The sequence below is a fragment of the Methylomusa anaerophila genome (genome assembly GCF_003966895.1).
In the GTDB taxonomy this organism is placed as follows: Bacteria; Bacillota; Negativicutes; order Sporomusales; family Sporomusaceae; genus Methylomusa; species Methylomusa anaerophila.
This window is the reverse complement of record NZ_AP018449.1, coordinates 4375825-4400240: the sequence shown is the minus strand read 5'-3', so window position 1 is coordinate 4400240 and position 24416 is coordinate 4375825. Positions and strand designations below refer to the sequence as shown.

The 24416-nt window shown below is 47.8% G+C and carries 25 protein-coding genes, 3 tRNA genes and 2 pseudogenes; 20 read left to right on the top strand and 10 right to left on the bottom strand.

Annotated elements, in window-relative coordinates; all coding sequences use genetic code 11:
* Positions 1–249: 249 nt before the first annotated feature.
* The 12 genes from MAMMFC1_RS20225 to MAMMFC1_RS21185 all read left to right on the top strand — a co-directional run bounded on the left by MAMMFC1_RS20225 (position 250) and on the right by MAMMFC1_RS21185 (position 10942).
* Entirely contained in the window at positions 250–1206 is a 957-nt protein-coding gene (locus MAMMFC1_RS20225) for an aspartate carbamoyltransferase catalytic subunit (RefSeq protein WP_126310214.1), read from the top strand.
* The gene (locus tag MAMMFC1_RS20220; RefSeq protein ID WP_126310213.1) at positions 1190–2479 is read left to right on the top strand and encodes a dihydroorotase; all 1290 of its coding nucleotides are present in this window, start codon (positions 1190–1192) and stop codon (positions 2477–2479) included. The genes MAMMFC1_RS20225 and MAMMFC1_RS20220 overlap by 17 nt, the downstream gene beginning before the upstream one ends.
* Positions 2476–3564: a glutamine-hydrolyzing carbamoyl-phosphate synthase small subunit gene (gene carA, locus MAMMFC1_RS20215; protein WP_126310212.1), complete on the top strand. Its 1089-nt coding sequence runs from the start codon at positions 2476–2478 to the stop codon at positions 3562–3564. Before MAMMFC1_RS20220 ends, carA begins: the two co-directional genes overlap by 4 nt.
* Positions 3565–3566: 2 nt before the next feature.
* Positions 3567–6785 carry a carbamoyl-phosphate synthase large subunit gene (gene carB, locus MAMMFC1_RS20210; protein ID WP_126310211.1) on the top strand — a complete coding sequence of 1073 codons (3219 nt, stop codon included), beginning with the start codon at positions 3567–3569 and terminating at the stop codon, positions 6783–6785.
* The gene (locus tag MAMMFC1_RS20205) at positions 6778–7545 is read left to right on the top strand and encodes a dihydroorotate dehydrogenase electron transfer subunit (protein ID WP_269471850.1); all 768 of its coding nucleotides are present in this window, start codon (positions 6778–6780) and stop codon (positions 7543–7545) included. The genes carB and MAMMFC1_RS20205 overlap by 8 nt, the downstream gene beginning before the upstream one ends.
* A gap of 14 nt (positions 7546–7559) precedes the next feature.
* A complete protein-coding gene (locus MAMMFC1_RS20200) occupies positions 7560–8468 on the top strand; it encodes a dihydroorotate dehydrogenase (protein WP_126310823.1) in 909 nt (302 codons plus the stop codon).
* A 244-nt stretch (positions 8469–8712) separates the two neighbouring features.
* Complete coding sequence (pyrF, locus tag MAMMFC1_RS20195; protein ID WP_126310209.1) at positions 8713–9423, top strand: orotidine-5'-phosphate decarboxylase; 711 nt, start codon at positions 8713–8715, stop codon at positions 9421–9423.
* A complete protein-coding gene (pyrE, locus tag MAMMFC1_RS20190) occupies positions 9424–9996 on the top strand; it encodes an orotate phosphoribosyltransferase (RefSeq protein ID WP_126310208.1) in 573 nt (190 codons plus the stop codon).
* A 298-nt stretch (positions 9997–10294) separates the two neighbouring features.
* Positions 10295–10371 (top strand) — tRNA-Asp (locus MAMMFC1_RS20185).
* Positions 10372–10377: 6 nt separating this feature from the next.
* Positions 10378–10452: transfer RNA gene (locus MAMMFC1_RS20180), tRNA-Gly, on the top strand.
* A gap of 5 nt (positions 10453–10457) precedes the next feature.
* A tRNA-Trp gene (locus tag MAMMFC1_RS20175) sits at positions 10458–10533 on the top strand.
* A 106-nt stretch (positions 10534–10639) separates the two neighbouring features.
* On the top strand, positions 10640–10942 hold the full coding sequence (locus tag MAMMFC1_RS21185; RefSeq protein WP_158618828.1) for a hypothetical protein: 303 nt from the start codon (positions 10640–10642) through the stop codon (positions 10940–10942).
* A 339-nt stretch (positions 10943–11281) separates the two neighbouring features.
* Here the strand turns inward: MAMMFC1_RS21185 and MAMMFC1_RS20170 are convergent, their stop codons facing one another.
* The 7 genes and pseudogenes from MAMMFC1_RS20170 to MAMMFC1_RS21640 form a co-directional block, all read right to left on the bottom strand.
* Complete coding sequence (locus MAMMFC1_RS20170) at positions 11282–12559, bottom strand: hypothetical protein (protein WP_126310207.1); 1278 nt, start codon at positions 12557–12559, stop codon at positions 11282–11284.
* 22 nt (positions 12560–12581) lie between these two features.
* Entirely contained in the window at positions 12582–12782 is a 201-nt protein-coding gene (locus MAMMFC1_RS20165) for a hypothetical protein (RefSeq protein WP_126310206.1), read from the bottom strand.
* A 14-nt stretch (positions 12783–12796) separates the two neighbouring features.
* Complete coding sequence (locus tag MAMMFC1_RS20160; protein WP_197723856.1) at positions 12797–13639, bottom strand: SbcC/MukB-like Walker B domain-containing protein; 843 nt, start codon at positions 13637–13639, stop codon at positions 12797–12799.
* Positions 13584–14078, bottom strand: coding sequence for a hypothetical protein (locus MAMMFC1_RS20155; protein ID WP_126310204.1), 495 nt, complete (start codon positions 14076–14078; stop codon positions 13584–13586). Before MAMMFC1_RS20155 ends, MAMMFC1_RS20160 begins: the two co-directional genes overlap by 56 nt.
* Before the next feature lie 2 nt (positions 14079–14080).
* A complete protein-coding gene (locus MAMMFC1_RS20150) occupies positions 14081–14866 on the bottom strand; it encodes a hypothetical protein (RefSeq protein ID WP_126310203.1) in 786 nt (261 codons plus the stop codon).
* A 56-nt stretch (positions 14867–14922) separates the two neighbouring features.
* Positions 14923–15159: pseudogene (locus tag MAMMFC1_RS20145) on the bottom strand (AAA family ATPase); the annotation flags it as partial.
* 62 nt (positions 15160–15221) lie between these two features.
* Positions 15222–15452 carry an exonuclease SbcCD subunit D C-terminal domain-containing protein gene (locus MAMMFC1_RS21640; RefSeq protein WP_158618827.1) on the bottom strand — a complete coding sequence of 77 codons (231 nt, stop codon included), beginning with the start codon at positions 15450–15452 and terminating at the stop codon, positions 15222–15224.
* 36 nt (positions 15453–15488) lie between these two features.
* Here MAMMFC1_RS21640 and MAMMFC1_RS20140 point away from each other — a divergent pair, with 36 nt between their 5' ends.
* Entirely contained in the window at positions 15489–15878 is a 390-nt protein-coding gene (locus MAMMFC1_RS20140; RefSeq protein ID WP_158618826.1) for a hypothetical protein, read from the top strand.
* A gap of 108 nt (positions 15879–15986) precedes the next feature.
* Here MAMMFC1_RS20140 and MAMMFC1_RS20135 read toward each other — a convergent pair whose 3' ends face one another.
* Complete coding sequence (locus tag MAMMFC1_RS20135) at positions 15987–16292, bottom strand: type II toxin-antitoxin system RelE/ParE family toxin (protein ID WP_126310201.1); 306 nt, start codon at positions 16290–16292, stop codon at positions 15987–15989.
* A gap of 2 nt (positions 16293–16294) precedes the next feature.
* Positions 16295–16663 (bottom strand): AbrB/MazE/SpoVT family DNA-binding domain-containing protein, encoded by a 369-nt coding sequence (locus MAMMFC1_RS20130; protein WP_126310200.1) that lies wholly within the window; start codon positions 16661–16663, stop codon positions 16295–16297.
* A 337-nt stretch (positions 16664–17000) separates the two neighbouring features.
* Between MAMMFC1_RS20130 and MAMMFC1_RS20125 the strand changes: the two genes are divergently transcribed.
* From MAMMFC1_RS20125 to MAMMFC1_RS20115, 3 genes are all read left to right on the top strand, one after another.
* Positions 17001–17354 (top strand): HNH endonuclease, encoded by a 354-nt coding sequence (locus tag MAMMFC1_RS20125; RefSeq protein WP_126310199.1) that lies wholly within the window; start codon positions 17001–17003, stop codon positions 17352–17354.
* A gap of 342 nt (positions 17355–17696) precedes the next feature.
* Positions 17697–17864, top strand: a complete 168-nt coding sequence (locus MAMMFC1_RS22795) for a hypothetical protein (protein WP_324332437.1) — start codon at positions 17697–17699, stop codon at positions 17862–17864.
* A 280-nt stretch (positions 17865–18144) separates the two neighbouring features.
* Positions 18145–18375, top strand: coding sequence for a hypothetical protein (locus MAMMFC1_RS20115; RefSeq protein WP_126310197.1), 231 nt, complete (start codon positions 18145–18147; stop codon positions 18373–18375).
* 403 nt (positions 18376–18778) lie between these two features.
* Here the strand turns inward: MAMMFC1_RS20115 and MAMMFC1_RS20110 are convergent, their stop codons facing one another.
* The gene (locus MAMMFC1_RS20110) at positions 18779–20149 is read right to left on the bottom strand and encodes a tetratricopeptide repeat protein (protein WP_126310196.1); all 1371 of its coding nucleotides are present in this window, start codon (positions 20147–20149) and stop codon (positions 18779–18781) included.
* A 257-nt stretch (positions 20150–20406) separates the two neighbouring features.
* On the opposite strand from MAMMFC1_RS20110, the pseudogene MAMMFC1_RS20105 reads away from it, so the two are divergent.
* The 4 genes and pseudogenes from MAMMFC1_RS20105 to MAMMFC1_RS20090 all read left to right on the top strand — a co-directional run.
* A pseudogene (locus MAMMFC1_RS20105) lies at positions 20407–20829 on the top strand (zinc ribbon domain-containing protein); the annotation flags it as partial.
* A 299-nt stretch (positions 20830–21128) separates the two neighbouring features.
* A complete protein-coding gene (locus MAMMFC1_RS20100; protein ID WP_126305552.1) occupies positions 21129–21707 on the top strand; it encodes a DUF6431 domain-containing protein in 579 nt (192 codons plus the stop codon).
* Positions 21708–21798: 91 nt separating this feature from the next.
* A complete protein-coding gene (locus MAMMFC1_RS20095) occupies positions 21799–23082 on the top strand; it encodes a DDE-type integrase/transposase/recombinase (protein WP_126305553.1) in 1284 nt (427 codons plus the stop codon).
* Positions 23082–23882, top strand: a complete 801-nt coding sequence (locus MAMMFC1_RS20090) for an ExeA family protein (RefSeq protein WP_126305554.1) — start codon at positions 23082–23084, stop codon at positions 23880–23882. Before MAMMFC1_RS20095 ends, MAMMFC1_RS20090 begins: the two co-directional genes overlap by 1 nt.
* The last annotated feature ends 534 nt before the right edge of the window (positions 23883–24416 follow it).

Below are 24416 nucleotides of genomic sequence, written 5' to 3'. Positions count from 1 at the left end.
AAGGGGACGATAGAAAGTATTACGCCTTCTTGCGTGCTTTGCAGCCGTGGAGGCTTTTATTATGTCTATGAACTACAAATACTATCCTTTAAGTTGATCCCGCGAGGTCAGCAAGGATTGAAGGCAATATGCCTGCTTTAGAATGAACTTACGTGCTGACACAGAGTAGGACGTATTGGCATGGGCTCATTTATAAACTCCTTGCTGTGCAGGCAAGGAGTTTTATATTTATACAAGGGGGGAGCAGTCATGACTAAAAGCCCGGCTTCACTTAGGAATAAGGACATTTTAGGACTTGAGCACATGTCGGTGCCGGAGATTGAGTTAGTGTTGGATACTGCCAGGGAAATGAAAAACATTATCGACAGGGATATTAAAAAAGTGCCCACTTTAAGAGGAAAATCCATCGTAAATCTTTTCTTTGAAGCCAGTACTCGTACCCGCACATCTTTTGAACTGGCCGGAAAATATCTGGGTGCCGACGTAGTAAACATATCCACCAGCGCCAGCAGCGTGATGAAAGGGGAAAGCTTGCGGGACACCCTGCTTACCGTGGAGGCGATGGGGGTTGATATTATCGTTATGCGCCACGAAGCTGAAGGTTCGTCGCTGTTTGCAGCCAATGCCGTCCGGCCGGTAATTATTAACGCCGGGGACGGCGCTCATGAGCACCCAACGCAAGGTTTGCTTGATATGTTTACGATCAAGCAGTATAAAGGGCGTCTTCAGGGACTTAAAGTGGCAATTATCGGCGACATTCTTCATAGTCGGGTAGCCCGCTCCAATATCTGGGGATTACTGAAAACAGGCGCCCAGGTCCATGTTGCCGGACCTCAGACGTTACTTCCACGGGACATGGACAAAGTAGGAGTAAAAGTACATAACAGGGTTGAAGAAGCCCTTGCCGGGGCGGATGTGGTAAATGTGCTCCGTATTCAGCGGGAGCGCCAGCAAAAGGGTTTGTTTCCCTCAGCCAGGGAATATGCCCGGATATTCGGGATTAATGCCCAACGCCTGGCTCTTGCCCAACCCGATGCCCTCTTGATGCATCCGGGCCCGATGAATAGAGGCTTGGAGATTGCTCCGGACATAGCCTACAGTGAACAGTCGGCCATTCAGGAACAGGTAAAGAACGGTTTGGCGGTTAGAATGGCGCTGCTCTATTTGGTGTTGATGGGAGGGAAAAACATTGAAACTGCTAATTAAAGGCGGACGGGTTGTTAGCCCTGCTGATCGGGTGGACACAGTCAGCGATATTTTGATAGAAAATAGTAAAATAGTTGCCGTTGATAAAAATCTTTCCGGTGAAGAAGCCGAAATTTATGACGCTTCCGGACTAGTGGTAGTACCCGGTCTGGTTGATATGCATGTTCATTTGCGGGAACCTGGGCTGGAAGCCAAAGAGGATGTAGGTTCGGGTACAAGGGCGGCGGCGGCCGGCGGATTTACTACAATTGCCTGTATGCCCAACACCAAGCCGGTGGTGGATAACGCCATCCTGGTGGCGGGTTTGATCCAACGGGGACAAACGGAAGGAGTTGTAAATCTAAAAGTCATCGGGGCGCTGACTAAAGGCCAGGAAGGCAAAGAACTGGCCGAAATCGGTGACATGATTCAAGTCGGCGCCGTCGCCATTTCGGATGACGGACATTATGTTAACAGTGCAAAAATCCTGCGCACGGGGCTTGAATATACCGGCATGTTTGGCTGTCGGATTATTTCCCATGCCGAAGATGAAGCTCTGGCGGGGGAAGGATTTATGCATGAGGGCGCGGTGTCGGCCATGCTGGGACTGAAAGGGCGGCCGGCAGTAGCCGAGGATATCGCGGTAGCCAGGGATATTTTGCTGGCAGAATATACGGGATCTCCCCTTCATATTGCTCATGTAAGCACCAAGGGCGCGGTGGAACTGATACGCCAAGCCAAACGGCGCGGTGTCAATGTAACGGCTGAAGCTACGCCGCATCATCTTACCCTGACCGATGCCGCGCTAACTCATTTCAATACTGCGGCGAAGGTGAATCCGCCCCTTAGGTCCGACGAACACGTGGAAGCGTTGTTGGCAGGGGTAAAAGATGGTACAATTGATGTAATTGCTACTGACCACGCTCCCCATGCTTTTGAAGACAAGGATGTGGAATTTCGGTATGCGCCAAGCGGTTTTGCCGGGCTGGAAACGGCGATAGGGATTATACTCACCGGGTTATATCACAGCGGTCAATTCACACTGACGGAAATTATCGATAGGATGTCCTGCGCCCCGGCGCGTATATTGGGGCTGGCAGCCGGTAAAATCGAGCCGGGAGCGCCGGCGGATATTACCATAATTGACACCGAACTGGAATGGACTGTGGATAGCAGCAAGTTTTACACCCGGGGCAGACATACCCCGTTCGATGGCAAAAAATTAAAAGGAAAAGCAGTGACAACAATAGTAAACGGTAAAATTATCATGAAAAATGGGAAGGTATTAGAATGAAAGGCAAACTGATTTTGGAAGACGGCAGTGTTTTTCATGGCAACCTTATTTCAGAAAACAGTGCCGTCGGCAAGGGCGAGGTAGTGTTCAATACCGGCATGACCGGTTACCAGGAAGTGCTGACCGACCCGTCTTATTGCGGGCAAATTGTCACGATGACATATCCGCTGATTGGTAATTACGGTGTGGCCAAAGTTTTTGACCAAGCCGGGCAATCTTTTGTCCGGGGCTTTGTTATCAGTGAAATCTGCGGTAACCCCAGCAGTTGGCAAGCGGAAGATTCGCTGGTAAGTTATCTTAGGTCCCGTAATATTCCTTGCATCTATGGGGTTGATACCCGGGCTATCACCCGGCGAATCCGGTCCCACGGCACCATGCGGGGCGTAATTGTGCCGGCAGGCGCCACTCAGACCGAGATTGACAAGTTGTTTGGCACACCGCCAGAGATCGAAGTAGTGAAAGAAGTCACCACGAAGGAGATTTACCGCATCGCCGGTCAGGGACCCCACGTGGTGGTTGTCGATTATGGCATTAAGCGCAATATACTCAATTCTTTAGCTAAAGCAGGCTGCGATTTAACTGTTGTTCCTGCTCATACAAGCGCGCAGGAAATTTTGGCTTTAAATCCTGTGGGAATATTTCTGTCCAATGGACCCGGAGATCCGAAAGACTTGGCGGCAGAAGTAAATACAGTACGGGAGCTAATTGGTAAAAAGCCCATTTTCGGAATCTGTTTGGGCCACCAGTTGTTGGCGCTAGCTCTTGGCGGCAATACATACAAACTCAAATTCGGCCACCGGGGAGCCAATCATCCGGTAAAAGATTTAGCTACCGGACGCGTATATATTTCTTCCCAGAACCATGGTTATGCGGTTGAAGAAGAGTCATTGGCAGGATTAGACGTGACTATAACTCACCGGGCTGTTAATGACGGTACGGTGGAAGGGATGCGCCACAAGGGCCTGCCGATCTTTTCCGTGCAGTATCACCCGGAAGCTGCTCCCGGTCCTGACGACAATACATATTTGTTTAAAGAATTTATGATGCTTTTAAATAAAGAAATGAACCAGGCGGGGGGGAACTAACGGTGCCAATCAAGAAGAATTTGCGCAAGGTTATGGTTATCGGGTCAGGCCCCATCGTCATTGGTCAGGCGGCGGAATTTGATTATGCCGGCACTCAGGCCTGCCGGTCCTTAAAGGAAGAAGGACTGGAAGTAGTATTAGTCAACAGCAATCCGGCCACAATTATGACGGATGCCAATATTGCCGACTGGGTCTATATTGAACCCTTAACGCCGGAATACCTTACGGAAATCATTGCCAAAGAGCGGCCGGCCGGTTTGTTGGCCACATTAGGCGGCCAGGCCGGACTCAATTTGGCGGTGGAACTAGCAGCAAGAGGAGTGCTTGATAAATACAGGGTTGAACTTCTGGGTACTCCCCTGGAAGCTATCAAAAAGGCGGAAGACAGGGAACTTTTCAAAGCCACTATGGAACTGATCGGGCAACCCGTGCCGGAGAGTGCCATTGTTGAAGATATAGACAGCGCTCTTAAGTTTGCGCAAGAAATCGGTTACCCGCTTATTGTCCGTCCGGCGTATACCCTGGGCGGCACCGGCGGCGGGATTGCTCATAACGACGACGAACTTAGGGATATCACCAACCGTGGACTCAAATACAGTTTAATCGGGCAGGCGCTGATTGAACGCAGTGTTGCCGGCTGGAAAGAGGTGGAATATGAGGTTCTGCGGGATGCGGCGGATAACTGCATCACTGTTTGCAACATGGAAAACTTTGATCCGGTTGGCGTTCATACCGGCGACAGTATTGTCGTAGCACCATCCCAGACGCTTACCGACTATGAATATCAGATGCTCCGTAGCGCTTCCCTCAAGATAATCCGGGCTCTCGGCATTGAGGGCGGCTGCAATGTGCAATATGCTTTAGACACCAAGAGCGCCAAATACTATGTTATTGAAGTAAATCCCCGGGTAAGCCGGTCCAGTGCTTTAGCTTCCAAGGCAACCGGGTATCCCATCGCGAAAGTAGCCAGCAAAATCGCCATCGGGTATACCTTGGATGAAATTACTAATGCTGTCACCGGTGAAACCAAGGCCTGTCATGAACCTACGCTCGATTATGTTGTGGTCAAGTTTCCCCGCTGGCCGTTTGATAAATTTAGTTTCGCCGACCGTATTTTAGGCACCCAAATGAAGGCCACCGGCGAGGTTATGGCCATTGACCGCACCTTGGAGGGTGCTCTGTTAAAGGCAATACGTTCGCTGGAAATTGGCCTTTACCATCTTCAAATTCCGGAATTGGCCAAGCTGGCTACGGACGAAGTCAGGGAAAAGCTTACTCTGGCAAATGACGAGCGGGCTTTTGTGATTGCTGAAGCGCTGAGGCGCGGTATTACTATCGACGAGATTTACCAGGTTACGGCTATCGACCGGTTCTTTCTTACCAAGATATTAAATATTGTTGAAATGGAAAAACAAATTATTGAAACGATAACCCCCAGTGTGTTGTCGGCAGCCAAGAAGCTAGGGTTTGCCGACCGGAAGATTGCTGAACTGACCGGCAAAAATGTCTTTGAAATCCGGGAGTTGCGCAAAGCGAACGGTATTTTGCCCGCCTATAAAATGGTTGATACCTGTGCGGCGGAATTTGCCGCCGAGACTCCATATTACTACTCGACTTACGCGCAAGAAGACGAGGTTGAGGCAAGCGGGGAACGCAAAGTAATGGTGCTTGGTTCGGGGCCGATTCGAATCGGACAAGGCATTGAGTTCGACTATTGCTCGGTCCATTCTGTATGGGCGCTGCGGGACATGGGTATCGAGTCCGTTATCGTAAACAATAATCCGGAAACAGTCAGTACCGACTTTGACACTTCGGACCGTCTTTACTTTGAACCGCTGACAACCGAGGATGTATTAAATATTATTGATAAAGAGAAACCGGCGGGTGTTATAGTTCAGTTTGGCGGCCAAACGGCGATTAATTTGGCGGGGCCGCTGGCAGAAGCGGGAGTCCGGGTTTTTGGCACCGGCGTAGAAGACATTGACCGGGCGGAAGACCGGGAGAAATTTGATGAACTCTTAGAACAATTGAATATTCCCCGACCGTTAGGGGTGACTGTAACCGATGCTTCCCAGGCGGTAGAGGCGGCCGCCGGTGTCGGTTATCCGGTAGTCGTTCGCCCGTCGTATGTTTTGGGGGGACGGGCCATGGAAATCGTCTATAATAAAGATGAATTGATCAACTACATGGAACGGGCGGTAAAAGCATCGCCGGAGCATCCTGTACTGGTTGACCGGTACATGCAGGGGACTGAAGTGGAAGTTGACGCCATTGCCGATGGGGTAGATGTATTGATTCCCGGTATCATGGAACACGTGGAGCGGGCGGGCGTTCATTCCGGCGACAGTATTGCCGTATATCCGCCGCAAACCCTTTCACCCAAAGTGATTGACACTATTGTGGATTACACCGGCCGTTTGGCTCGTAGCCTTAAAGTTAAAGGACTTATCAATATTCAATACGTTGTCGTTGACGAAGAAGTTTACGTACTGGAAGTAAACCCGAGGTCCAGCCGGACCATTCCTTTTCTGAGCAAAGTGACGGATATTCCAATGGTGAATGTCGCCACCCGTGTTGCCATGGGACAGAGCCTGTCCTCGCTGGGGTACTGTTCAGGGTTGCTGCCGGCAAAACCGTATGTGGCGGTAAAAGTGCCTGTCTTCTCTTTTGCGAAAATGCTGCAGGTAGATATTTCACTCGGACCGGAAATGAAGTCCACCGGCGAGGTAATGGGTATCGACTATGAATACTCCCGAGCCTTGTATAAAGGTATCATTGGCGCGGGCATGAATGTGCCGCAAAACGGGTCCATACTATTTACGGCAGCGGACAAGGATAAAACGGAAGCAGGTGAGATTGCCGCGGAGTTTGCCAAAATGGGATACGAACTGATTGCCACCAGCGGTACCGCCGAGTATCTGCGCTCCATTGGCCTGAATGTGGCGATGGTGCCTAAAATTCACGAGCAGCAGCCGCAGATCATTGAGCTTATTAAGGCCGGGAAAATCAACATGGTAATCAATACTCTCACCAAAGGGCGGGATGCCGAAAGCGACGGGTTTAAAATCCGCCGGGCAACAGTCGAGCACTCACTGCCGTGCCTGACTTCAATGGATACAGCCTGGGCCGTACTGGACATACTTAATATCATGCGCCAGGGCCGTTTTATCTATGTGCTGGCTTTACAAGACTACGTGGCCGGAGGCGAGACCCGTGTCTAAAACCGTTGTTCTGGCTAGCGTTGTACGGCAGGAAAGTATTACCGGAATGGTAAAGAAACTGGAGCTGTCAGTCCCCGAAATTGCCAGGGAGGTTCAGGCCGGACAGTTTGTACATCTGCGAGTGGCTGACAGTTTCTATCCGCTTTTACGGCGGCCGTTTAGTATTGCCGATGCTGATGCCGCTGCCGGAACAATAACGCTGATTTATAGGATTGTCGGTCAGGGAACTGCTTTGCTGGCCCGACTTGATTGCGAGGATTTTGTTGATTGCATGGGCCCTTTGGGAACCGGCTTTAGTATCCAGGGAGAGAAACCGCTGTTAGTCGGGGGCGGTATGGGACTTGCACCGCTGGTTATGCTGGCGCGGACCCTCTGTCCCCGGCCTGTGGAAGTGTTGATGGGAGGCCGTAACGAACAAGAACTGTTCTGGCCTGATATTTTCAATAATGTATGCCAACATACACATATCACTACGGATGACGGCAGTATTGGCCGGCGGGGATTTACAACCGATCTGCTGCCGGAACTATTGACTAAAGTAAAATACGATATAATTTACGCCTGCGGGCCTCAGGCCATGTTAAGCGGTGTGGTTAAAATCGCCCGGGAATTTGATATACCCTGCCAGGTGTCGTTGGAAGAATATATGGCTTGCGGTATAGGCGCGTGTCTTTCCTGTACTTGTGCCGTTCAGGGAGGAAAACGCCGCAAGGTGTGTACTGACGGACCGGTTTTTTGGGCCGGGGAGGTGATTTGGTGAGCTGCGCTAAGGATATGCTTGCTGTGGAGATCGCCGGCATAAAAATGAAGACACCGGTTATGACGGCATCCGGGACGTTTGGCTTTGGACTGGAATTTATTGATTTTATAGATTTAAAGCAAGTAGGTGCTATTGTGGTAAAAGGCACTACTTTAGTTCCGAGAGCCGGTAACAGCGGGCGGCGAATTGCCGAAACCCCGGCCGGGATGTTGAACTCCATTGGCTTGGAAAATCCCGGCGTCGAAGAATTTGTCAATCAGATTCTGCCCCAATTGGCGCAATCCCAGGTTCCCGTTATTGTGAACATAGCCGGCAACACTGTGGAAGAATATGGTGAATTGGCTGCCAGGTTAAACCTGCCGGACGTTGCCGGTCTGGAAATCAATATCTCTTGTCCCAATGTGAAACAAGGCGGTATTGCCTTCGGCACCTGCCCGGACAGCGCCGCCCAGGTAGTTGGGGCAGTAAGAGTGAAGACCAATAAACCGGTGATTGCCAAGCTTTCGCCTAATGTCACCGACATTGTTGTTATGGCCAAAGCGGTGGAGGCTGCCGGTGCAGATGCCATATCCCTTATTAATACTCTTCTTGGTATGGCTATCGATATTCATTCCTGGCAGCCGGTGCTGGGGAATACCGTTGGCGGCCTATCCGGTCCGGCAGTCAAGCCGGTAGCGGTCAGAATGGTATGGCAAGTAGCCCAGGCAGTCCATGTGCCGGTTATCGGTATGGGCGGGATCATGACTGCCGCCGATGCCATTGAATTTCTTCTGGCCGGGGCGAGCGCGGTGTCAGTTGGAACGGCAAATTTCATTAATCCTTATGCGGCGGTGAACGTTGCCGAAGGCATACGGGATTATCTAATGGAACGCGGCCTTACACATGTGGGGGAAATCGTCGGTAAAGTAGGGAACTGCTTATAAACCGTCATCTGCGTTGTTGTTCCTGCGTGCTTCACTCCAGCGTACATCCCAGTACACTTGCGTTCCAGTACTCGTCACGCCTAGACGGTCTGACTATGATAGTAGAACCGTAATTAGCAAACTCGTTGCAATAAATTTTTTTCATATGCAACGGTATCTAACGATTTCTAAGCAGTTCGCGGCCCTAGAAAGTCTGAGCAATTAGGTATACTGTAACTAACCGGTATATAGGATGTGAAAGTATATGGATAAACGATTGATCGTTGCTCTGGATTATGACAAGCTTGATGACGTTGAGCGACTTGTTGAATTACTGGGGGATGCTGTAGGATACTATAAAGTGGGAATGCAGCTCTTTTATAACGTGGGGACGGCGGCGGTTGATTATTTGCGCAGGCAGGGCAAGGATGTATTTTTGGATCTGAAGCTTCATGACATTCCTAATACGGTGGCGCAAAGCGCCGCGGCGCTGACCGGGTTGGGCGTCTCTATGTTTAATGTCCATGCGGTTGGCGGCCTGTCGATGATGCAAGCGGCGGCGAAAGCGGTAAGCGAGACGGCGGCACAGTTGAATGTGACCAGACCCAAATTAATAGCTGTCACGGTGTTGACCAGCATTAGCGGCGCGGAATGGGCAGCTCTTGGTTACCAGCGGAGTATTCGGGATCAGGTGATTCACCTGGCGCAACTGGCGCGGCAGGCGGGATTGGACGGAGTGGTGGCTTCACCGCAGGAAGCGGAGCAAATACGAAAAGTTTGCGGCAAAGAGTTCATAATTGTTACTCCGGGTGTAAGACCACAGGGAGCGGCGTTGAATGATCAAAGCCGGGTGGCAACACCGGCGGCTGCTCTTGCAGCCGGCGCACATTACCTGGTAGTGGGACGGCCAATCACGGCGGCTGATGATCCACGAACGGCGGCAATGGCTATTTTACAGGAAATGGGGGCTAAGTAAGTGGACGAAAATGAAGTGCGCCAGCTATTTATAGATACCGGCGCAATCTTGGAAGGACATTTTTTATTAACTTCGGGACTCCATAGTCCCTTATATGTGGAGAAATTTCAAGTTCTTCAGTATCCTCAACATACTGAAAAGCTATGCCGGCAACTGGCTGAACTGTATCGAAACGACAATGTGGAGTTGGTGGTAGGCCCTGTGACAGGGGGCATTATTCTCGCTCATGAGGTGGGAAAATCCCTTGGCACCCGGGCCATTTTCACCGAGCGGGAAAATGGCAAAATGACGCTGCGGCGTGGTTTTGTGATTAAACCCGGAGAGCGGGTACTCATTGTAGAGGACATTGTAACTACCGGGGGCTCGGTTCAGGAAGTTCTGGATGTAGTACGGGAGCACGGCGGGGTGCCGGTTGGCGTAGGTATGTTGGTAAACCGCAGCGGTGGTAAAGCTGACTTTGGCATCCTGGCCAAAGCACTGCTTAATCTCACCGTTCCAACCTATCAATCCGACGACTGCCCCCTTTGCCGGAAAGGCATCCCCATCACCAAACGCGGCAGCCGGAAAATATAGAAAAATACCAACTGGCAATCGTCCGGTAAGGACGCCATTTCGCCGCAATATGTTTTAGCATTACTTTGCTTGGTAGTTCACTTAGGGTGTGTAAAGTTTTTCGCAGTCCCAGATCATCTATCGGTATAAATTACCTGTCGCCAAGAAGTTTTGGGTATCACTTATATAGCATGTCTTCAAAACAAAGAAGTATCCTGAGTAATATGATAATATTTTTGAACAATAGCCGATCAAAGGTCTTGAAATTATACAGAAAGCATGATAATATTATATTCCGTCGAGGACATATCGGCCAAGCGGCCCTGTGGTGTAGCGGTCTAACATGCCGCCCTGTCACGGCGGAGATCGACGGTTCAAATCCGTTCAGGGTCGCCATTAAATGCGGAAGTAGCTCAGCGGTAGAGCATCGCCTTGCCAAGGCGAGGGTCGCGAGTTCGAATCTCGTTTTCCGCTCCAATCATAGGGGTATAGCTCAATTGGTAGAGTAGCGGTCTCCAAAACCGTTGGTTGTGGGTTCAAGTCCTACTGCCCCTGCCAGGAAACCAAGAAGCTTCGCGGGTTTGTTGCCTGCGGGGCTTTTTTTGGTTTCGTGAGTGTTATGGAAAGGGCGAAACGAGAATTCGTCAGGTAAATGCCAATAGAGATGAATAACACTGAACTGCTGAAGAAAGAAGTATCAACATATAAATGTCATCAAAACCGGGAGGTTCCTGCCGTTGTAAGCTCTCCCCGCACCGGCTGCGACTGCTGGGTTCTGGAGACATTTATGCGCATGGAACCGCAGCATAGTGTATGTTTGTTTCCTGCAATCACACGCTTCCTTCGCCAGGGATTTGGCGGTATTGTCCTAAGGAGATTTTGTTACTTGGGAATTCAGGCTGTGGCTATGTTTCCACACACTTATCATGTGGAGTCAGTCGCGGTGATAGAGGCGAAAAGCCCATAGATATTAGGGGTTCGCGGATTTCGGGAAATTTTAATAAGTGTGTTTTATGTTCTCGTGGACGTACAAAACGGGGGCGAACACTTGTTGAGGGTCGGCACCCCCTACACGAAATTAGCCCCGCCGAGGGGGTGGGGGTATAGTGGTGGAAATATATAGCTTGGCAGTTTGGGCTTGCCGGTCAATAGTTTTACACTGGAGAGAATTAAAAAAGTGCTTCGGTTCATGAGAGGATATGGGCCGAAGCACTTTTGGTATTTAAGAGCCATTGCAGAACAGTTAGTACAAGGAATTTTTGGAGGGAGTAAAAATATTTTACAACATAGAAGTTTCGCGGAAAAGTTATCTCTTCTTCGCCAGCCTTACCGCCGATCCATCCAATTCCTCGATCATCGCAGGGCGCCGGGGATACTTTGCTTTTAGCTCTTCAATGATGCGGCTCACCTCATTATTGCCACCATAATCAAACAGCTTCTTTATATTACCGCAGACCTGCTTGTACTTTATACGGTTGTCAGCTTCGGCAGCTTGTTTGCGGATTTCGTTAAGGCAGAGGTCATAGGTTTCTGCCGGAAAATCTGTGGACAGTTGCTTACCATATGTGAAAATCTCGGACGGGTGGATTATAAGTTGTTCAAGCAATCGCCGGGTTTCACCTTCTTTGGACAGAATGCCCATGTACATATTGTATGGCAGGTTCTGGGCAAGCTTTGCTAAAATCGACGGGTACTCCGTTGTCCATACGCCTTTTTCGGAAAGCAGTTGTTTAAGAATGGTGTAATATTTCGTATCGTGCTTGCCGAGTAGCAGGTCTTCCGCAAGTTCTGCTCGCCGCTCTTTGTCGCCGGACTTGGAGTACACCTCGAAAAGTATATCGTACCATTCCCGTGTCCAGTGATAGGCGCGGTCAGTAGAGTTGATTTTGTCGCGGCACAACCTTTCCGCACGGTGAAAATCGCTCTTATCCAGAGCGTTGCAGATAGCGATACGGCGTATGCCGTCGTATTGAATATTGTCGGATACGAACTTTTCGGCGGCTTGCTCTCCGTCAATCGCTGTAATCGCCGTAAGGCGGACGAGACAGTCGCTTTCCTGGTGCCAGGAAGAATACTCTTTCTGAGAGAGCTTTGCGTCAAACTCATCTAGGACAGCGTACAACTTATTGACATTCTTGGCAGTTGCCAGTTCGGCAGTTGGCAGGAGCAGGTCGTAGGCGAATTCGTCCCAACCGTCAAACGCCTTGTTCCGGCTGTCTTTCAGGGACTGGAGAAATATGAATTCAGCTTCGGCAGAGCCGCGTTCCACGCCGGAGCAAGCTTTTTTCAAAACGCCCTCAACATAACTTCGCGTATCGGTAATGCCGCCCGCGCTGTCATCGGCAGAGCCGGCAAGTTTGGCGCAGTTGACGAGAACAAGGGCGGCAACGGAATAGGCGTACGCGCAGTCGCCACGCTCGGCGGCTTTCCCTGCGTCTTCAAGAATGGCTATAAGTTCGTTGCACACGGAGGTGCAGCCGTGGTAATCAATAAAGCCGCTATGTGTTCCGCGCCGCTTCGCGGCAGCTATCCGCTCACGGACGGCGGACATCGCGGTCTTGAATTCTTCTGATTTTATGGTCATAGCCACCCTTCCCAATGGATAATTATAAATTGCTCACAAAATTATCGTTATCTGCCAAAACTCCTTTGCGGATGTTTACGCCGTCATAGCCGCAAAGCTGCATAAAATAGTATTCCAGAATACGGCGTATGACGTTTTGTAAATGGTAAAATAAATTGTACCGACGTATAAAATGAGCCAAATTCTTGCCGATGCCGGAGATTCTTATAGGGTTTGTAGGCATTCTATGGTTCACCATCAGTTCAGGATAATCTCGGCTCTGCTTCCTCCCGTGCGATCTTTGGTCACGGCGATTCTGCGTCCGATTTTCTCATCAAGCCCGAAAACGTGGGATATTATCCCGATGAGGCGGTTGGTCTGCGATATATTCATCAACGCCTGCATTGCTTGCGACAGCTTTGTATCGTCTAATGAATCAAAGCCCTCATCAACGAACATCGAGTCAAGCCGTATGCCTCCGGCATTGTTCTGTATCTCGTCGGAAAGGCCGAGTGCAAGCGACAGTGCGGCGATGAACGACTCACCACCTGAGAGTGTTTTAGCATCACGCTCCGTACCGTTGTAGTGGTCGATAACATTCAAGTCTAACCCGCTTTGTCCCTGCTTGCCGCTTACATCCCGCCGCTTTAACTCGAACTGGCTGTTTGACATCTGCAGTAGTCGAAGATTCGCCCGTGCAATTATCCTGTCGAAGTACGCAGCTTGGATATAGGTTTCCAGTTTGATTTTTTCCTTGCCGCTAATATCTCCGTTTGCCGTGTCGGAGATTTCTTTCAACCACTTGTAACGGGCTTCGAGTTCGATGATAGTTTTTGCCGTTTTGTTAATGGCATTCAGCGCGGTTTGGTTAGCGGACTTACGAGTGCTGACAACACGGTTACTTTCGCTCAAGCTACGCTGTGCGCTTTCGGTGGAGTCCTTTTCTTGTTTTAGCGCATCTAAATCCAGCGGCTGCGAATCGGCAAGCTGTGCTTGTAACGTCTGTATCTCCGTTGCCGTGCCGTCTGCCTTCATTTTTGCTGTATCATATGTGGTCTGGTAATGATTGGAGGGCATCCTCGTAGCCTTTTTTCTTTCCATTGAGCGTGGAGATTTCCGCTTTGGCATCGGCCTCATTCTTGAATTTGAGTTCCGCAGCCTGCTTTTCTCTTGCTTTGTCGTCGGAGTCTATCTGTGTGGTCAGAGCAGCGACTTGCTCCTTGGACTTGCCCAGCGCCTCACCGATTTTGACAAGGTTACTCTCAGAAGCAGGTATCGCTTTGTCAAGTTCCTTTTTACGAGCCGTTCTTTTCTCCTGTTCAGCGAGTTGTTCGATGATTCCCACAAGTTCTGTTTTAATCTCAGTTAGCGCGCTCTCCAAAACCTGCGGTATCTCGTCGAACGAAGTGTCTCCCAATAGTGTTGTTGCTGTGGCGGTGATTTCATCTCGCTTTGTGCCGCTTTGCCCTTTCAAATTGCTTGCCAAGCCGCTGGCAGTAGTTGCTTCTGATTCTGCGGGTTTCTGCGGCTTTCTTTGCATTATCAAGCACCGCCTTTGTAGGAGCCTTGACGGATAAAACCGCAGGTGTAGGATTGTTCGATTGAGCCGCAAACTGGGCAGGGTTGCCCATCTATTAGTTCTACCGCCAATATCCCAGCTTGCTCGTCCAGGTAAGCCTTGTTCAGAGTTTCATATTCATCCCGCTTAGTCTTTGCAATTGTAGACTTTGCAGTATAGTCGTCGTGTGCCGCTTTGAGTTCAGAGCGTATTCTGCTATAACCATCGAGCGAAGCGGTAAACGCGCCAAGGCTGCTCTGCTTTGCGGTCAGTTTTTCTTGTTGGCTACGCAATGTTTCGGCTTTGACTTCGGCATCCGCTAAAGACTTGAGTTCCGCCTTTGCGGCCTCAAGGGCAGATGTATCGGAGATTTGCTGCTTTTGTAAGTCTTCAACATTTTGCTTTTCGACAGATAGCTTTTCCACGTTTGCCTTAATCGTATCGATAAGATTTTGCAGTTCCTGATACTTAGGCAACGATCGTTCTATTTCAGCAATTTGCGATTTTACGACCTCACATTCGGGCAGTTTTGCTTTCCCTGCATTCAAAGCTGATTCAGCCTCGTTCAGACCCAGCGTCTCTGACGGGAGACGGTCTTGCGCCGCTTTCAAAGTGTCACGCGCTTTCTTATCTTGCTCCGCTTGTCCGACCCTCTGGTTTATTTCAGCCAGCTTAACACCGACTTCTTCCAGCAGTTTCTCATTTGCAGCGAACGCTTCATTGTCGGCAGAAATAATCTGTGTCAGCCACTCGATGACATCTTCCGCCAATACAAGCCCCGACCTGGCATCGGACAGCTTTTGCGTGCTTTCATAGTCACTCGCATCTACTTGGACATTACCAAGGGTATATTCATAGCTGCGCCTTTGCTCTTTAATTTCCGCGACGAGTCCGTTCGCGTCCTTCTTAACCCGGTCTTGAAAGGTTTTGTAAGCATCTCTGCTTTCCTGTTATCTCCGCTCGTTTCTCCGTAGAGAGCGAAGGTGATGGCATCGAATATCGTTGTCTTTCCCGCTCCAGTATCGCCGGTGATGAGGTATAGCCCCTCATTGCCAAGCGTTTCAAAATCAACAGTTTATTTGTCTGCATAACAGCCAAAGGCGGACATCGTCAGTTTGAGAGGTCTCATGAGTTCGCCACCACCTCCCAGATTTCGTTGAACAGGTTTGTAACGTATTTCGATTGCTCTTCGCTCATCGGCTGCCCGTTTTGCATTTCGAACAGTTCCCCGAATAGCTGAGAGGGCGTTTTCTTTTCCGTGGACGCTACGGTTTCGAGAGAACTCGCTGCCTGTGTGCGCCTGTTGTCGTACTCCAAGCGCATCAGGTTAGGATAGACGTTTCGCAACTTTGCCATGAGGAATATGTGGCTGTGTGCATCAAAAAGCATCGGTTGAGTAAAAACACGTTCAAGTACGTCGAGCAGGAAATTCGCCAGTATAAAAATAACCTGAAAGAGCTCAGCCGGCTGAAAAACGATATTATCCTGGAAACGCCGGAAAAGCAGGAAGGCCGGAGCAATTCCGTCGGCAACAGTACGGCCAGTAAAGCAGTCAAAATCAGTATGGATCGAAAAATTATTGAACTTGAGAAAATCCAAAAAGCGATTGAAAAAACCTATCATCGGTTATGTCACGACAAGCAGTCCATCATGGAAGAGTATTGGCAAAGCCGGTATACAACCGCCGGGCTTGCCTATAAGTTGGGTGTGGATGAGCGGACAATCCGGCGCTGGAAGCAGTACATCGTCTACTCTGTGGCGGCTGAACTAAATTATTTGTAAAATGTCCGCCAATGTCCGTTTTGGGGTGTTTTCAGGGTGTAGAATTGTATCATGGGAAAATAATCAAAATGAGAAAAGTCCTTAGAGCAAACAAGCTTTAAGGACTTTTTATCTCTTGGTATCAGTTTTTATTAAGCGCTTAAGTTCTTCATAGAAATTTTGGCGAGTGCCGGCAAGTAAGACAACTACTTTTTTGCCATCGATTTCAAAAATGGAGTACGCAATTTCGTAGTTGGTCTTGTCGTAGTAAACATCATAACCATAAATACCGGATAAATCCCCACGCTTGGCTTGACCAATATACGGGTTTTCTTTAATGAGGAGTAAGGCGCCCTTAAATTTTGTGAGCAATTGCTTGTCTTTAAGTTTCTTGAAATAGCGTTCTGCGGCGGGACTGAACAGCATTTCGTACATAGTTAGTTCTCCTTGCCAAACACGTCGTCAAAAGAAGCCGCTGGAATTTCGCCAGAAGCGATGCGTTCCGATTCCTCTACCATGATGCCGATAGCCTTCTTTATCTTCTTATTTTCAACTTCGAATTGACGAATAAGCTCATCACCAGATAGACCTTGAGCTACAAGGTCTTTTAAGATTTCCACGGAAAATTCAGCTTGGTCGTTACGAATGGGGCGAATAACAAGCGAATTATTTTGCACAAAGCATTCGACTTCGGTTTCGAGAGCAAGTTGTTTAAAATATTTAAGCGGGATAGTTATCTGGCGCTTTGGCGAAACGCTGATGATTTTTCTATCCATATGATCACGCTCCATAGTTTTTGCCAACATAATAGTCATCTCCATTATAGAATATGCAGGGACAGAGATAATAATCCCTGAAATAATAATAACAAAGAAATCAAGAAAATGCAATAAATTTGACTGAAGGTGAATCGTGTTTGGTCAGATGACTGGTCATTAGCCGGGCCGCGGGGAAGAACAAAATCTTATATGGTCATGGGTTTTCTGTGCTGCAAAAATAAATAATTATAAAATGTCCGCCAATGTCCGTTTTGAGGTGTTATTAGGGTGTAAGATTATATCATGGGAGAATAATCAAAACGAGGAAAGTCCTTGGAGCAGCAAGCTTTGAGGGCTTTTCTTTACGCAAAGGTGGCTAATGTTTATGCCAATGAAACCCAAGAAACCATGCAAACATCCGGGCTGTCCCCTGATGACCGATAACGACTATTGTGATCTTCACGCTAAACTGCACACCAGTGACAGGGCGAGCGCCCATGAGCGTGGCTACAGCAGCCAATGGCAAAAGGCCAGAAAAGAATTCTTGAAAGCGAATCCACTGTGCGTACAGTGCCAAAGAGAAGGTAAGACAACAGCAGGCACCGTGGTGGATCACATCAAACCCCATCGTGGAAATCAAACTCTTTTTTGGGACGAGACAAACTGGCAGCCGCTATGTAAGAAATGCCATGACGTCAAAACCCAGGCGAGTGACCGACACCCCTCCTACCACTATTAAGTGTAAAAGTATAGCAAACAGCGCCAACAAATACACGAAAAAACGCCTGTCAGCCCAGGGGGTAAGGGGGTAAAATCTCTACAACCTTACCCCTTCCAGACCGCCGCCCACCATCACGCAAAATTTCGCATAATAAATAGGCCGGGGGATACGAATACCCGTCGTTTTTTAGCACGCGGACCTTGTAAGTACATGGTTCCAACGTGTTTTTTTATTTTGCGAACCGGTTTAGCGGTAATCGCGAATGAGAAAGGGGCTGCATCATGACACCTACTCAAAAAGAAGACATCTATAAGCTTAGGCTGCATCATTCTTGATCCTTTCGGAGGCAGCGGCTCCACCTTGATCGCCTGTGAGCAAACGAACCGGATTTGTTATTGCCTTGAGCTGGATGAAAAGTACGCCGACGTTATTGCGAAACGCTACATTGAGCAGACACGTTCGGCAAATGATGTGTTTCTCCTGCGGGATAGCATCCAAATCAAGTATGCGGATATTGAAAAACCATAAAACGAAGGCTGCCATGACCGAAAGACGCAATACTGTATACTTTCGCGATATGATACTATTACGTCCGGCCTTAGTTCCGACCACAGTACCGAGGAAATCGTCGCGATAAAAAATTATGACAAGTGGACGCTGGCTCCCGACAACGCCGGCAGCGCGGGGACCTTCGGCGCTTGGGGAGCCGCCATGACAATTGCTGCCCCTATTAATACCACTTATTTTGGATAAAAGCCAGGACGATTGCCGGCGAAGCGCCGATCAATGAAACAAGGAAGAGGTTATTGTGGAAGTAGTTGGTGACGAAAATAATGCCGCCAATACCTTCTACAGAATTAGGGATGTTAGAAACGCCGGGTTGACAATTATAGCTGAATACAATGCGCCTGATGACTTCTTCCTCAACAATTCCCGCGATACGTTCCTTGTGTACAGTCAGAATAAATTTTGCCTGCTATCTTTCCCGGGAGCAGGGGCGGCAGTCATTCGCATTTTGCAAAACGGGGCTTGGGAGTGACATGATGTTACCCTGCCCTATGACGATGGGATTAGCGGCCGCGACGCCTATTTTGACGGTGAAGATAATTTGCACTGGGTTGTATTTATAAATTCCTTTCACTTATCGAATTTAGGCGACTATAGCGGTCACTTGGCTCTTTGCGAATACTGTAACGTTGAGCTTATTGCCAATATTAATTTTGATGCTAATGCGGTTGCCATTGTGTCGCTACAAATCAACGTTATGAATCGGGTCGAGGTGCTCCATAATGGTGAAATCTTATTAGCAATAGGTTAATTTACGTTAGTCCGAGATTGGAAGATATTGAAGATATAGAAATTAATGTCCGTAAGATAACACATTTCGTCGGATTTAGGGTTTTCCTAGTGATCCCAATGCTGCCATTGAGATCACGTATAAATTATTTTGATAGACCAGTCCACTTAGATAGGTCATCAACACCGAATCGTTTGGCTGATTTTTCAGCTACTTGCATTGTCGAAAAGAGATCCAGACCCCTTTCCTTTGGTAAACGAATGAACCGCCACTGCCCATCCATAAAACATAGTGTGGCGAGGTGTATAGTGTAAGAAAAGTTTCTGCCAAGGTAGTTTTGGTTGCTTGTTTCCCTGGAGAAAACCATTCTGGCGGTGATCCTTGTCTCCGTAGATGAGAGAACTTCAACAGCCTGCAGGGTCCAGTCCTTGGAATTGCCTAAAAATTTATTTATCTGGTCGTCTGGAAGGTATCGTGTCTCCAATTGCACAGCTCGAACCTTATTCAAATCTTTGGAGTTATAGGCTTCCATGAGTGAGACGCCACTGACAATGGCTTGTCTTTCTATACTGTTTACAACGCTACCATCAACTGCAGTTGTGCTTGGGGGAAGCTTCGTTTTTTTTTCTTTAGCAGACGTCAGCGCGGCTTTTAGATCTTGTAAATATTTCACCCGAGTATTGGCATCGTTGACGGAAGGATTGTTCAGTGAAGATACTTTATTGAGATAATTATCATTTGCCTCAATAGCTTTGTCAAAACAGTCTGCATCTTCAAAAGCATAAGACAGATAATTATAAGTGGATGGCTCGTTGGGTTTTAGTCTTATCACGTAATTGTAATCATCTGCAGCCGAAAGTGGTTTACCGGCAAGCATGTAGCTATTTCCTCGAGAAATATATCCTTCGGCCCCTTGCGGTTTCATCTGGATTGCTTTGGAAAAGTCCGCTATTGCAAGGTCAATAAGCCCCAAAGATTTATATGCGGCTCCTCGGTTGATGTAATCTGCGTAAGGGTCATATGTATTAAGTTCAATTGATTTAGTCAGGTCAGTAACAGCCAAAGCAGGTGTGCCTTTGCGTAAGTATGTCAGCCCGCGGTAAGAGTAAGCATCAGCGAAATCTGGTTTATACTCAATGGCCTTAGTAAAATCCTTGATTGCCGGATCAAAGAATTCTCGTTGGAAATATAGAGTGCCTCGATAGAAGTAGGTGAATGCAGAAGTCGATCCCAATTCTATCGATTTTGACAGGTCTGATAAGGCGCTTTCAGGGTCATGCTTTGCTAGTAGATACGTGATGCCTCTTTTGGAATAAGCTGTGGGGGAGTTAGGAGCAACACTGATTGCTTCACTGTAGGAGGCTATAGCTTGGTCAGCGCTGTTGCTGCGAAAATAAGTATCACCCTTTTGAATTAAGTCCTGCGCAGATTCCTCGGCGTGAACTACTGAACTTATTGCCAAGAGGATAATTAGAGATAGACATATCTGCGCCATTAGTCGGCGGACAGGAAACATTAACAACCCTCCGATACATTTTTTATCAATTATTCCATATTCTCTACTATGTAATATATTCCTGCAGTAATTAATACTGAGAATAATAGGGACTATGATAGAGACTATCCTCCAGAAATTACGAAAAAAATGGAAAACATTGATACGTCAGATTTACGATTTGGTATATCTCCGTCCTCCAAATCATTGGAAAGCAACGGGTTGTAATCAACGTCCGATAAGTATGTCATGCTACAACCAGCAACCCCTTTGCAGGCAGAGTCATCTGCGGCTCTTGCGGCCAGATTTTCGGCAGGAAGGTATGGAACTCAAACGATGAAAGGCTTAGAAGAATTATCTGGAGATGCAATGGCAAATATCTGGTGAAGGGGGAAAAGGGCTGCGAAAGCAGGCATATTGACGATGGGGTTTTGTATCAGGCTTTTGTTGATGTATTTAATACGCTGGTCGAAAACAAGGATTATTTTCTCGGCAAATGGCAAAAACTTCGGGAAAGCGATAATCCGCTTCGGCGCTATAAAGCAAAGCAGTTTTCAAAAATCATAACTGAAGCTGAGCCAATAAATGAATTTGATACGGACCTATATTTTGCATTAATGGAAAAAGTAGTAGCATATGACGATGACAGATTGATGGTGGGTTTGCTTGACGGTACAGAAGTCGAATGTATAATTGAATAGAAACAGAAAAGGGGCCGGTCGGGGTGAGGTTTATCACCTTGGCCGGCTTTTTGTCATGTTGAAACAGATTTATGGAATATTTTGTAGATGATTGTTTGTTTGAATTATATAATGAAGTTGATACTGGAAAACGTCGGAGATGAAAAAGCATGGGCAAGTATTCAGATTGTTAGCTTGCAAAAAATCTAATCCTTGGCCGGGGAAAATATTGCAGAATCATACGGACGAAGCGTTTTTTCAGATCCGTTCCAATTTGCTATAATATATTGCACATTACAACAGCAACGGGAGCGGATTTTTTGCAGATTCTGATTACAGTTAAAGAAACTATTACGCAATACATTACCCGATTTCAGGCATTAGAAATTGTTCGACCGGAAAAGTGTCCCGTCTGCGGAGCCGTTCACTCGATTCATCGGCATGGCAGCTATTGGCGCAATATCTTGAATGAGCAATGGGAAAAACGGATTCCGGTAGCCAGGTTCTACTGCAAAACGTGCAAACTGACGATATCGATGCTGCCTTCCTTTGCACTGCCCTATTTCCAGTATTCACTGGAGTTCATTGTGACCGCGTTGCAACAAATCTTTCTTGCCAAGGCAACCACGTCAAGAATTTGTTCAGCCCTACTGCGCTTTTATCGAAGACGATTCCATGGCAACTTGCTATTTCTGGAGATGTTTTTCCGCGACCAGGGCTGGCCTGAAGTCACTCCGCAAGATGTAAAAGAAAAAGCCACAAAAATGGTTTGTATGTTAACTGTCCCCACAGCCGAAACCCTTTCGCAAAGGTTTCATCAACACTACAAACATACTTTTATGGCACATTCATTGTACCATAGGTTCTATCTGAGCGTAAACCAGTGCGTTCCCACATAACTTTTCGCTGGCGAAGGTCAGAAAGTTGCGGTATGATGGCTTTTGTACAAGGTTAGCCGGCTAGCCTCCCCATTTACCGGAGGTGTGTTCATTGACAAATGAAGATCGCGAGCAAGTCGCTCTATTTCGTTATGGGCTGATCGCCCCGCTTTTGAATGATCAAGTCGATTCTAAACAAGACTACCTGTCCGAAATCTGCGCCAAGTTCCATGAGGTCCCCTATTATGGCCGCAAAGAATTTGCACCGAAAACTCTGGAGGGCTGGCTCCGCGATTATCGCCGCGGCGGATTTGTGGCCTTAAAACCCAAAGGCCGTTCTGACCGCGGGAGAAGCCGGGTGATCTCACCAGAGCTAAAGGAGCAGATTATTGCTTCGCGTCAGAAAAACAGGGAGCTTTCTGTTGTGCTGTTTTATGAAAAGCTGGTTAAGAACACGGTGTTGGCTCCTGACAAAGTGTCTTACCACAGCGTTTACCGGCTCTTAAAATCACAACAGCTTTTATGGCCGGAGGAGAAAGCATTAAAGGAACGCAAACGCTTTAGTTATGATAAGGTGAATATTCTGTGGCAGGGCGATATGTCCATTGGCCCTTACCTTACGATTGGCGGCAAGAAGCTCAAAACTCATTTGTTCGCCTTTATTGACGACTGCTCCCGGCTGGTTCCTTTTGCTCAGTTCTCGTTTACGGAGAAGTTTAGTCCCATGAAAGCGGTGCTCAAAGAGTCCATTCTCCGCCGGGGTGTCCCGAAGATGATTTATGTTGACAACGGCAAGGTGTATCATGCCAGGGAGCTTCATTTAGCTTGCGCCGCTCTTGGTATTACGCTGACTCATACTCAGCCTTATGATCCGCAGAGCAAAGGAAAAATTGAGCGTTTTTTCGGCACAGTGCGCCGTCGTTTTTACCCGCTCCTTGCCAACAATATGCCTAAATCCCTGGATGATTTAAATGCTCAGTTTTGGAAGTGGCTGGAGAGCGATTACAATCGCAAACCGCATTCCGCACTGGACATGTCTCCTTTTGACTTATTTTTGTCACAGCCGTCTTCTGTCCGATTATATACGGATCCCTATGCTTTGGAACGACTCTTTTTTAAGCGGGAATACCGTAAGGTGAAGCACGACGCAACGATCACGCTGTCAAACCGTTTGTTTGAAGTCCCGGCCAAGCTAGTCGGGCAACGGATTGAAGTACGCTATGATCCGGAGTCGCCCGAGCAAGTCTATATCTATGACAATGACATCCAGGTAGGTGTGGCTGCGCCGGTATCGTTTCGGGACAACTCCCAAGTCAAACGGGAACGCAGGGACTTTCCCAAAGAGACTGCGATTTCTTTTGGCAGTTTACTGGCCTGCCAAAAGGAGGATGTGTGATGTTCCAATCCTTTTATTCTCTCTCGTCGGTGCCCTTTCGCAAAGAGCTTGAAACCAAACACTTCTTTTCCTCGCAAGGATTCTCCGAAGGCACGGCCAGACTGGAATATTTAAAGTCGACTCGCGGTATGGGCGTTGTGATTGGCGAGGCTGGCGCAGGAAAAACTTCGCTGATGAGAAATTTCGCTGCCTCGCTCAATCCTTCGTTGTTTAAGGCCATCTACTTTCCCTTGTCTACTGTCACCGTATCTGACTTTTACAGGGGGTTGACCGTAGGGTTAGGACAGGAGCCGAAGTTTCGCAAGGTCGACCTGTTTGCTCAAATCCAGCAGGCCACGCTTCATCTGTTTCACAACCAAAAGATGACACCGGTTTTCATTCTGGATGAGATGCAAATGGTCTCCAATCAGTTTTTAAACGACATTAGCTTGTTGTTCAATTTTGCGATGGATTCTGCCAATCCGTTTATACTGATTATGGTTGGCCTTCCTCATTTTATGGAACGGTTACGGTTAAGTCACAATCAGCCCCTGGCCCAACGGGTGGTGATGCGTTATCAGATGAATTCCCTTTCGAAAGATGAGGTCAGGCACTACATCCTGCATCAGCTTAAGTTGGCTGGCGCTCTTCATGATATTTTTTCTCCCCAGGCCATTGAGGCCATTACTTCACGTTCTCGTGGGTTTCCTCGCTTGATTAACAATCTGGCAACCAATTGCTTGCTTTACGGCTGTGCCAAAAAACTTGAATTAATTGATGACGAGGCCGTTTTCGCAGTCGCTTCGGAATCCGGATTGTGATTTTACTTCTCTATTTTCCCGCAACCACGTTGTTGCGGGCTTTTTTCTGCGGATGAATGAATGGGCAAACTCACGTTGTATCAATTTGCAAAACCGCTTTTTGCTCTGCTGCATGATTCCTCTTGGTTTGTAAATTAGACCAAATTTCCGGCTCTTTTATTCTGCTATATCACGGATGATTTATTTTGCAAATTAACATTCAGATGATGAAATAAGGAACTGCAAGAAAATCACATGCAAAATAGCAGCGGATTACCTGGGAATTTCTCCTATGGCCGTCAGTATTGGCATGAGAAACGATTTACTGCCGATCGGATTTGCTATCAAGAATGAAGACAGATTCTCCGAAAGCTGGAGTTATCACATTATTGACGAGCGGCTGATTGCGTATAAGCATGGGAAAATAACAAACGTTCAAGTTCAAAACATTGAAAAAACCTGGAAACTATCATTTCTAAGTTCGAGGAAGTGAAAAAGGACCTGCTTTTTATATTAAGCGAAAGCGTGGAGTAGGCGATATAAGACTGTTTGAAT

Bases quoted from the DNA above. Each gene is read 5' to 3' on its own strand.
- MAMMFC1_RS20090 (WP_126305554.1), top strand. From the start codon at position 23,082: ATGTTCCAATCCTTTTATTCTCTCTCGTCGGTGCCCTTTCGCAAAGAG.
- MAMMFC1_RS20155 (WP_126310204.1), bottom strand. From the start codon at position 14,078: ATGCAAAGAAAGCCGCAGAAACCCGCAGAATCAGAAGCAACTACTGCC.
- pyrF (WP_126310209.1), top strand. From the start codon at position 8,713: ATGGATAAACGATTGATCGTTGCTCTGGATTATGACAAGCTTGATGAC.
- MAMMFC1_RS20130 (WP_126310200.1), bottom strand. From the start codon at position 16,663: ATGTTGGCAAAAACTATGGAGCGTGATCATATGGATAGAAAAATCATC.
- MAMMFC1_RS20160 (WP_197723856.1), bottom strand. From the start codon at position 13,639: ATGGAAAGAAAAAAGGCTACGAGGATGCCCTCCAATCATTACCAGACC.
- MAMMFC1_RS20135 (WP_126310201.1), bottom strand. From the start codon at position 16,292: ATGTACGAAATGCTGTTCAGTCCCGCCGCAGAACGCTATTTCAAGAAA.
- MAMMFC1_RS21185 (WP_158618828.1), top strand. From the start codon at position 10,640: ATGAATAACACTGAACTGCTGAAGAAAGAAGTATCAACATATAAATGT.
- carA (WP_126310212.1), top strand. From the start codon at position 2,476: ATGAAAGGCAAACTGATTTTGGAAGACGGCAGTGTTTTTCATGGCAAC.
- MAMMFC1_RS20200 (WP_126310823.1), top strand. From the start codon at position 7,560: ATGCTTGCTGTGGAGATCGCCGGCATAAAAATGAAGACACCGGTTATG.
- MAMMFC1_RS21640 (WP_158618827.1), bottom strand. From the start codon at position 15,452: ATGGCAAAGTTGCGAAACGTCTATCCTAACCTGATGCGCTTGGAGTAC.
- MAMMFC1_RS20110 (WP_126310196.1), bottom strand. From the start codon at position 20,149: ATGTTTCCTGTCCGCCGACTAATGGCGCAGATATGTCTATCTCTAATT.
- MAMMFC1_RS20225 (WP_126310214.1), top strand. From the start codon at position 250: ATGACTAAAAGCCCGGCTTCACTTAGGAATAAGGACATTTTAGGACTT.
- MAMMFC1_RS20125 (WP_126310199.1), top strand. From the start codon at position 17,001: ATGCCAATGAAACCCAAGAAACCATGCAAACATCCGGGCTGTCCCCTG.
- MAMMFC1_RS20170 (WP_126310207.1), bottom strand. From the start codon at position 12,559: ATGACCATAAAATCAGAAGAATTCAAGACCGCGATGTCCGCCGTCCGT.
- MAMMFC1_RS20165 (WP_126310206.1), bottom strand. From the start codon at position 12,782: ATGCCTACAAACCCTATAAGAATCTCCGGCATCGGCAAGAATTTGGCT.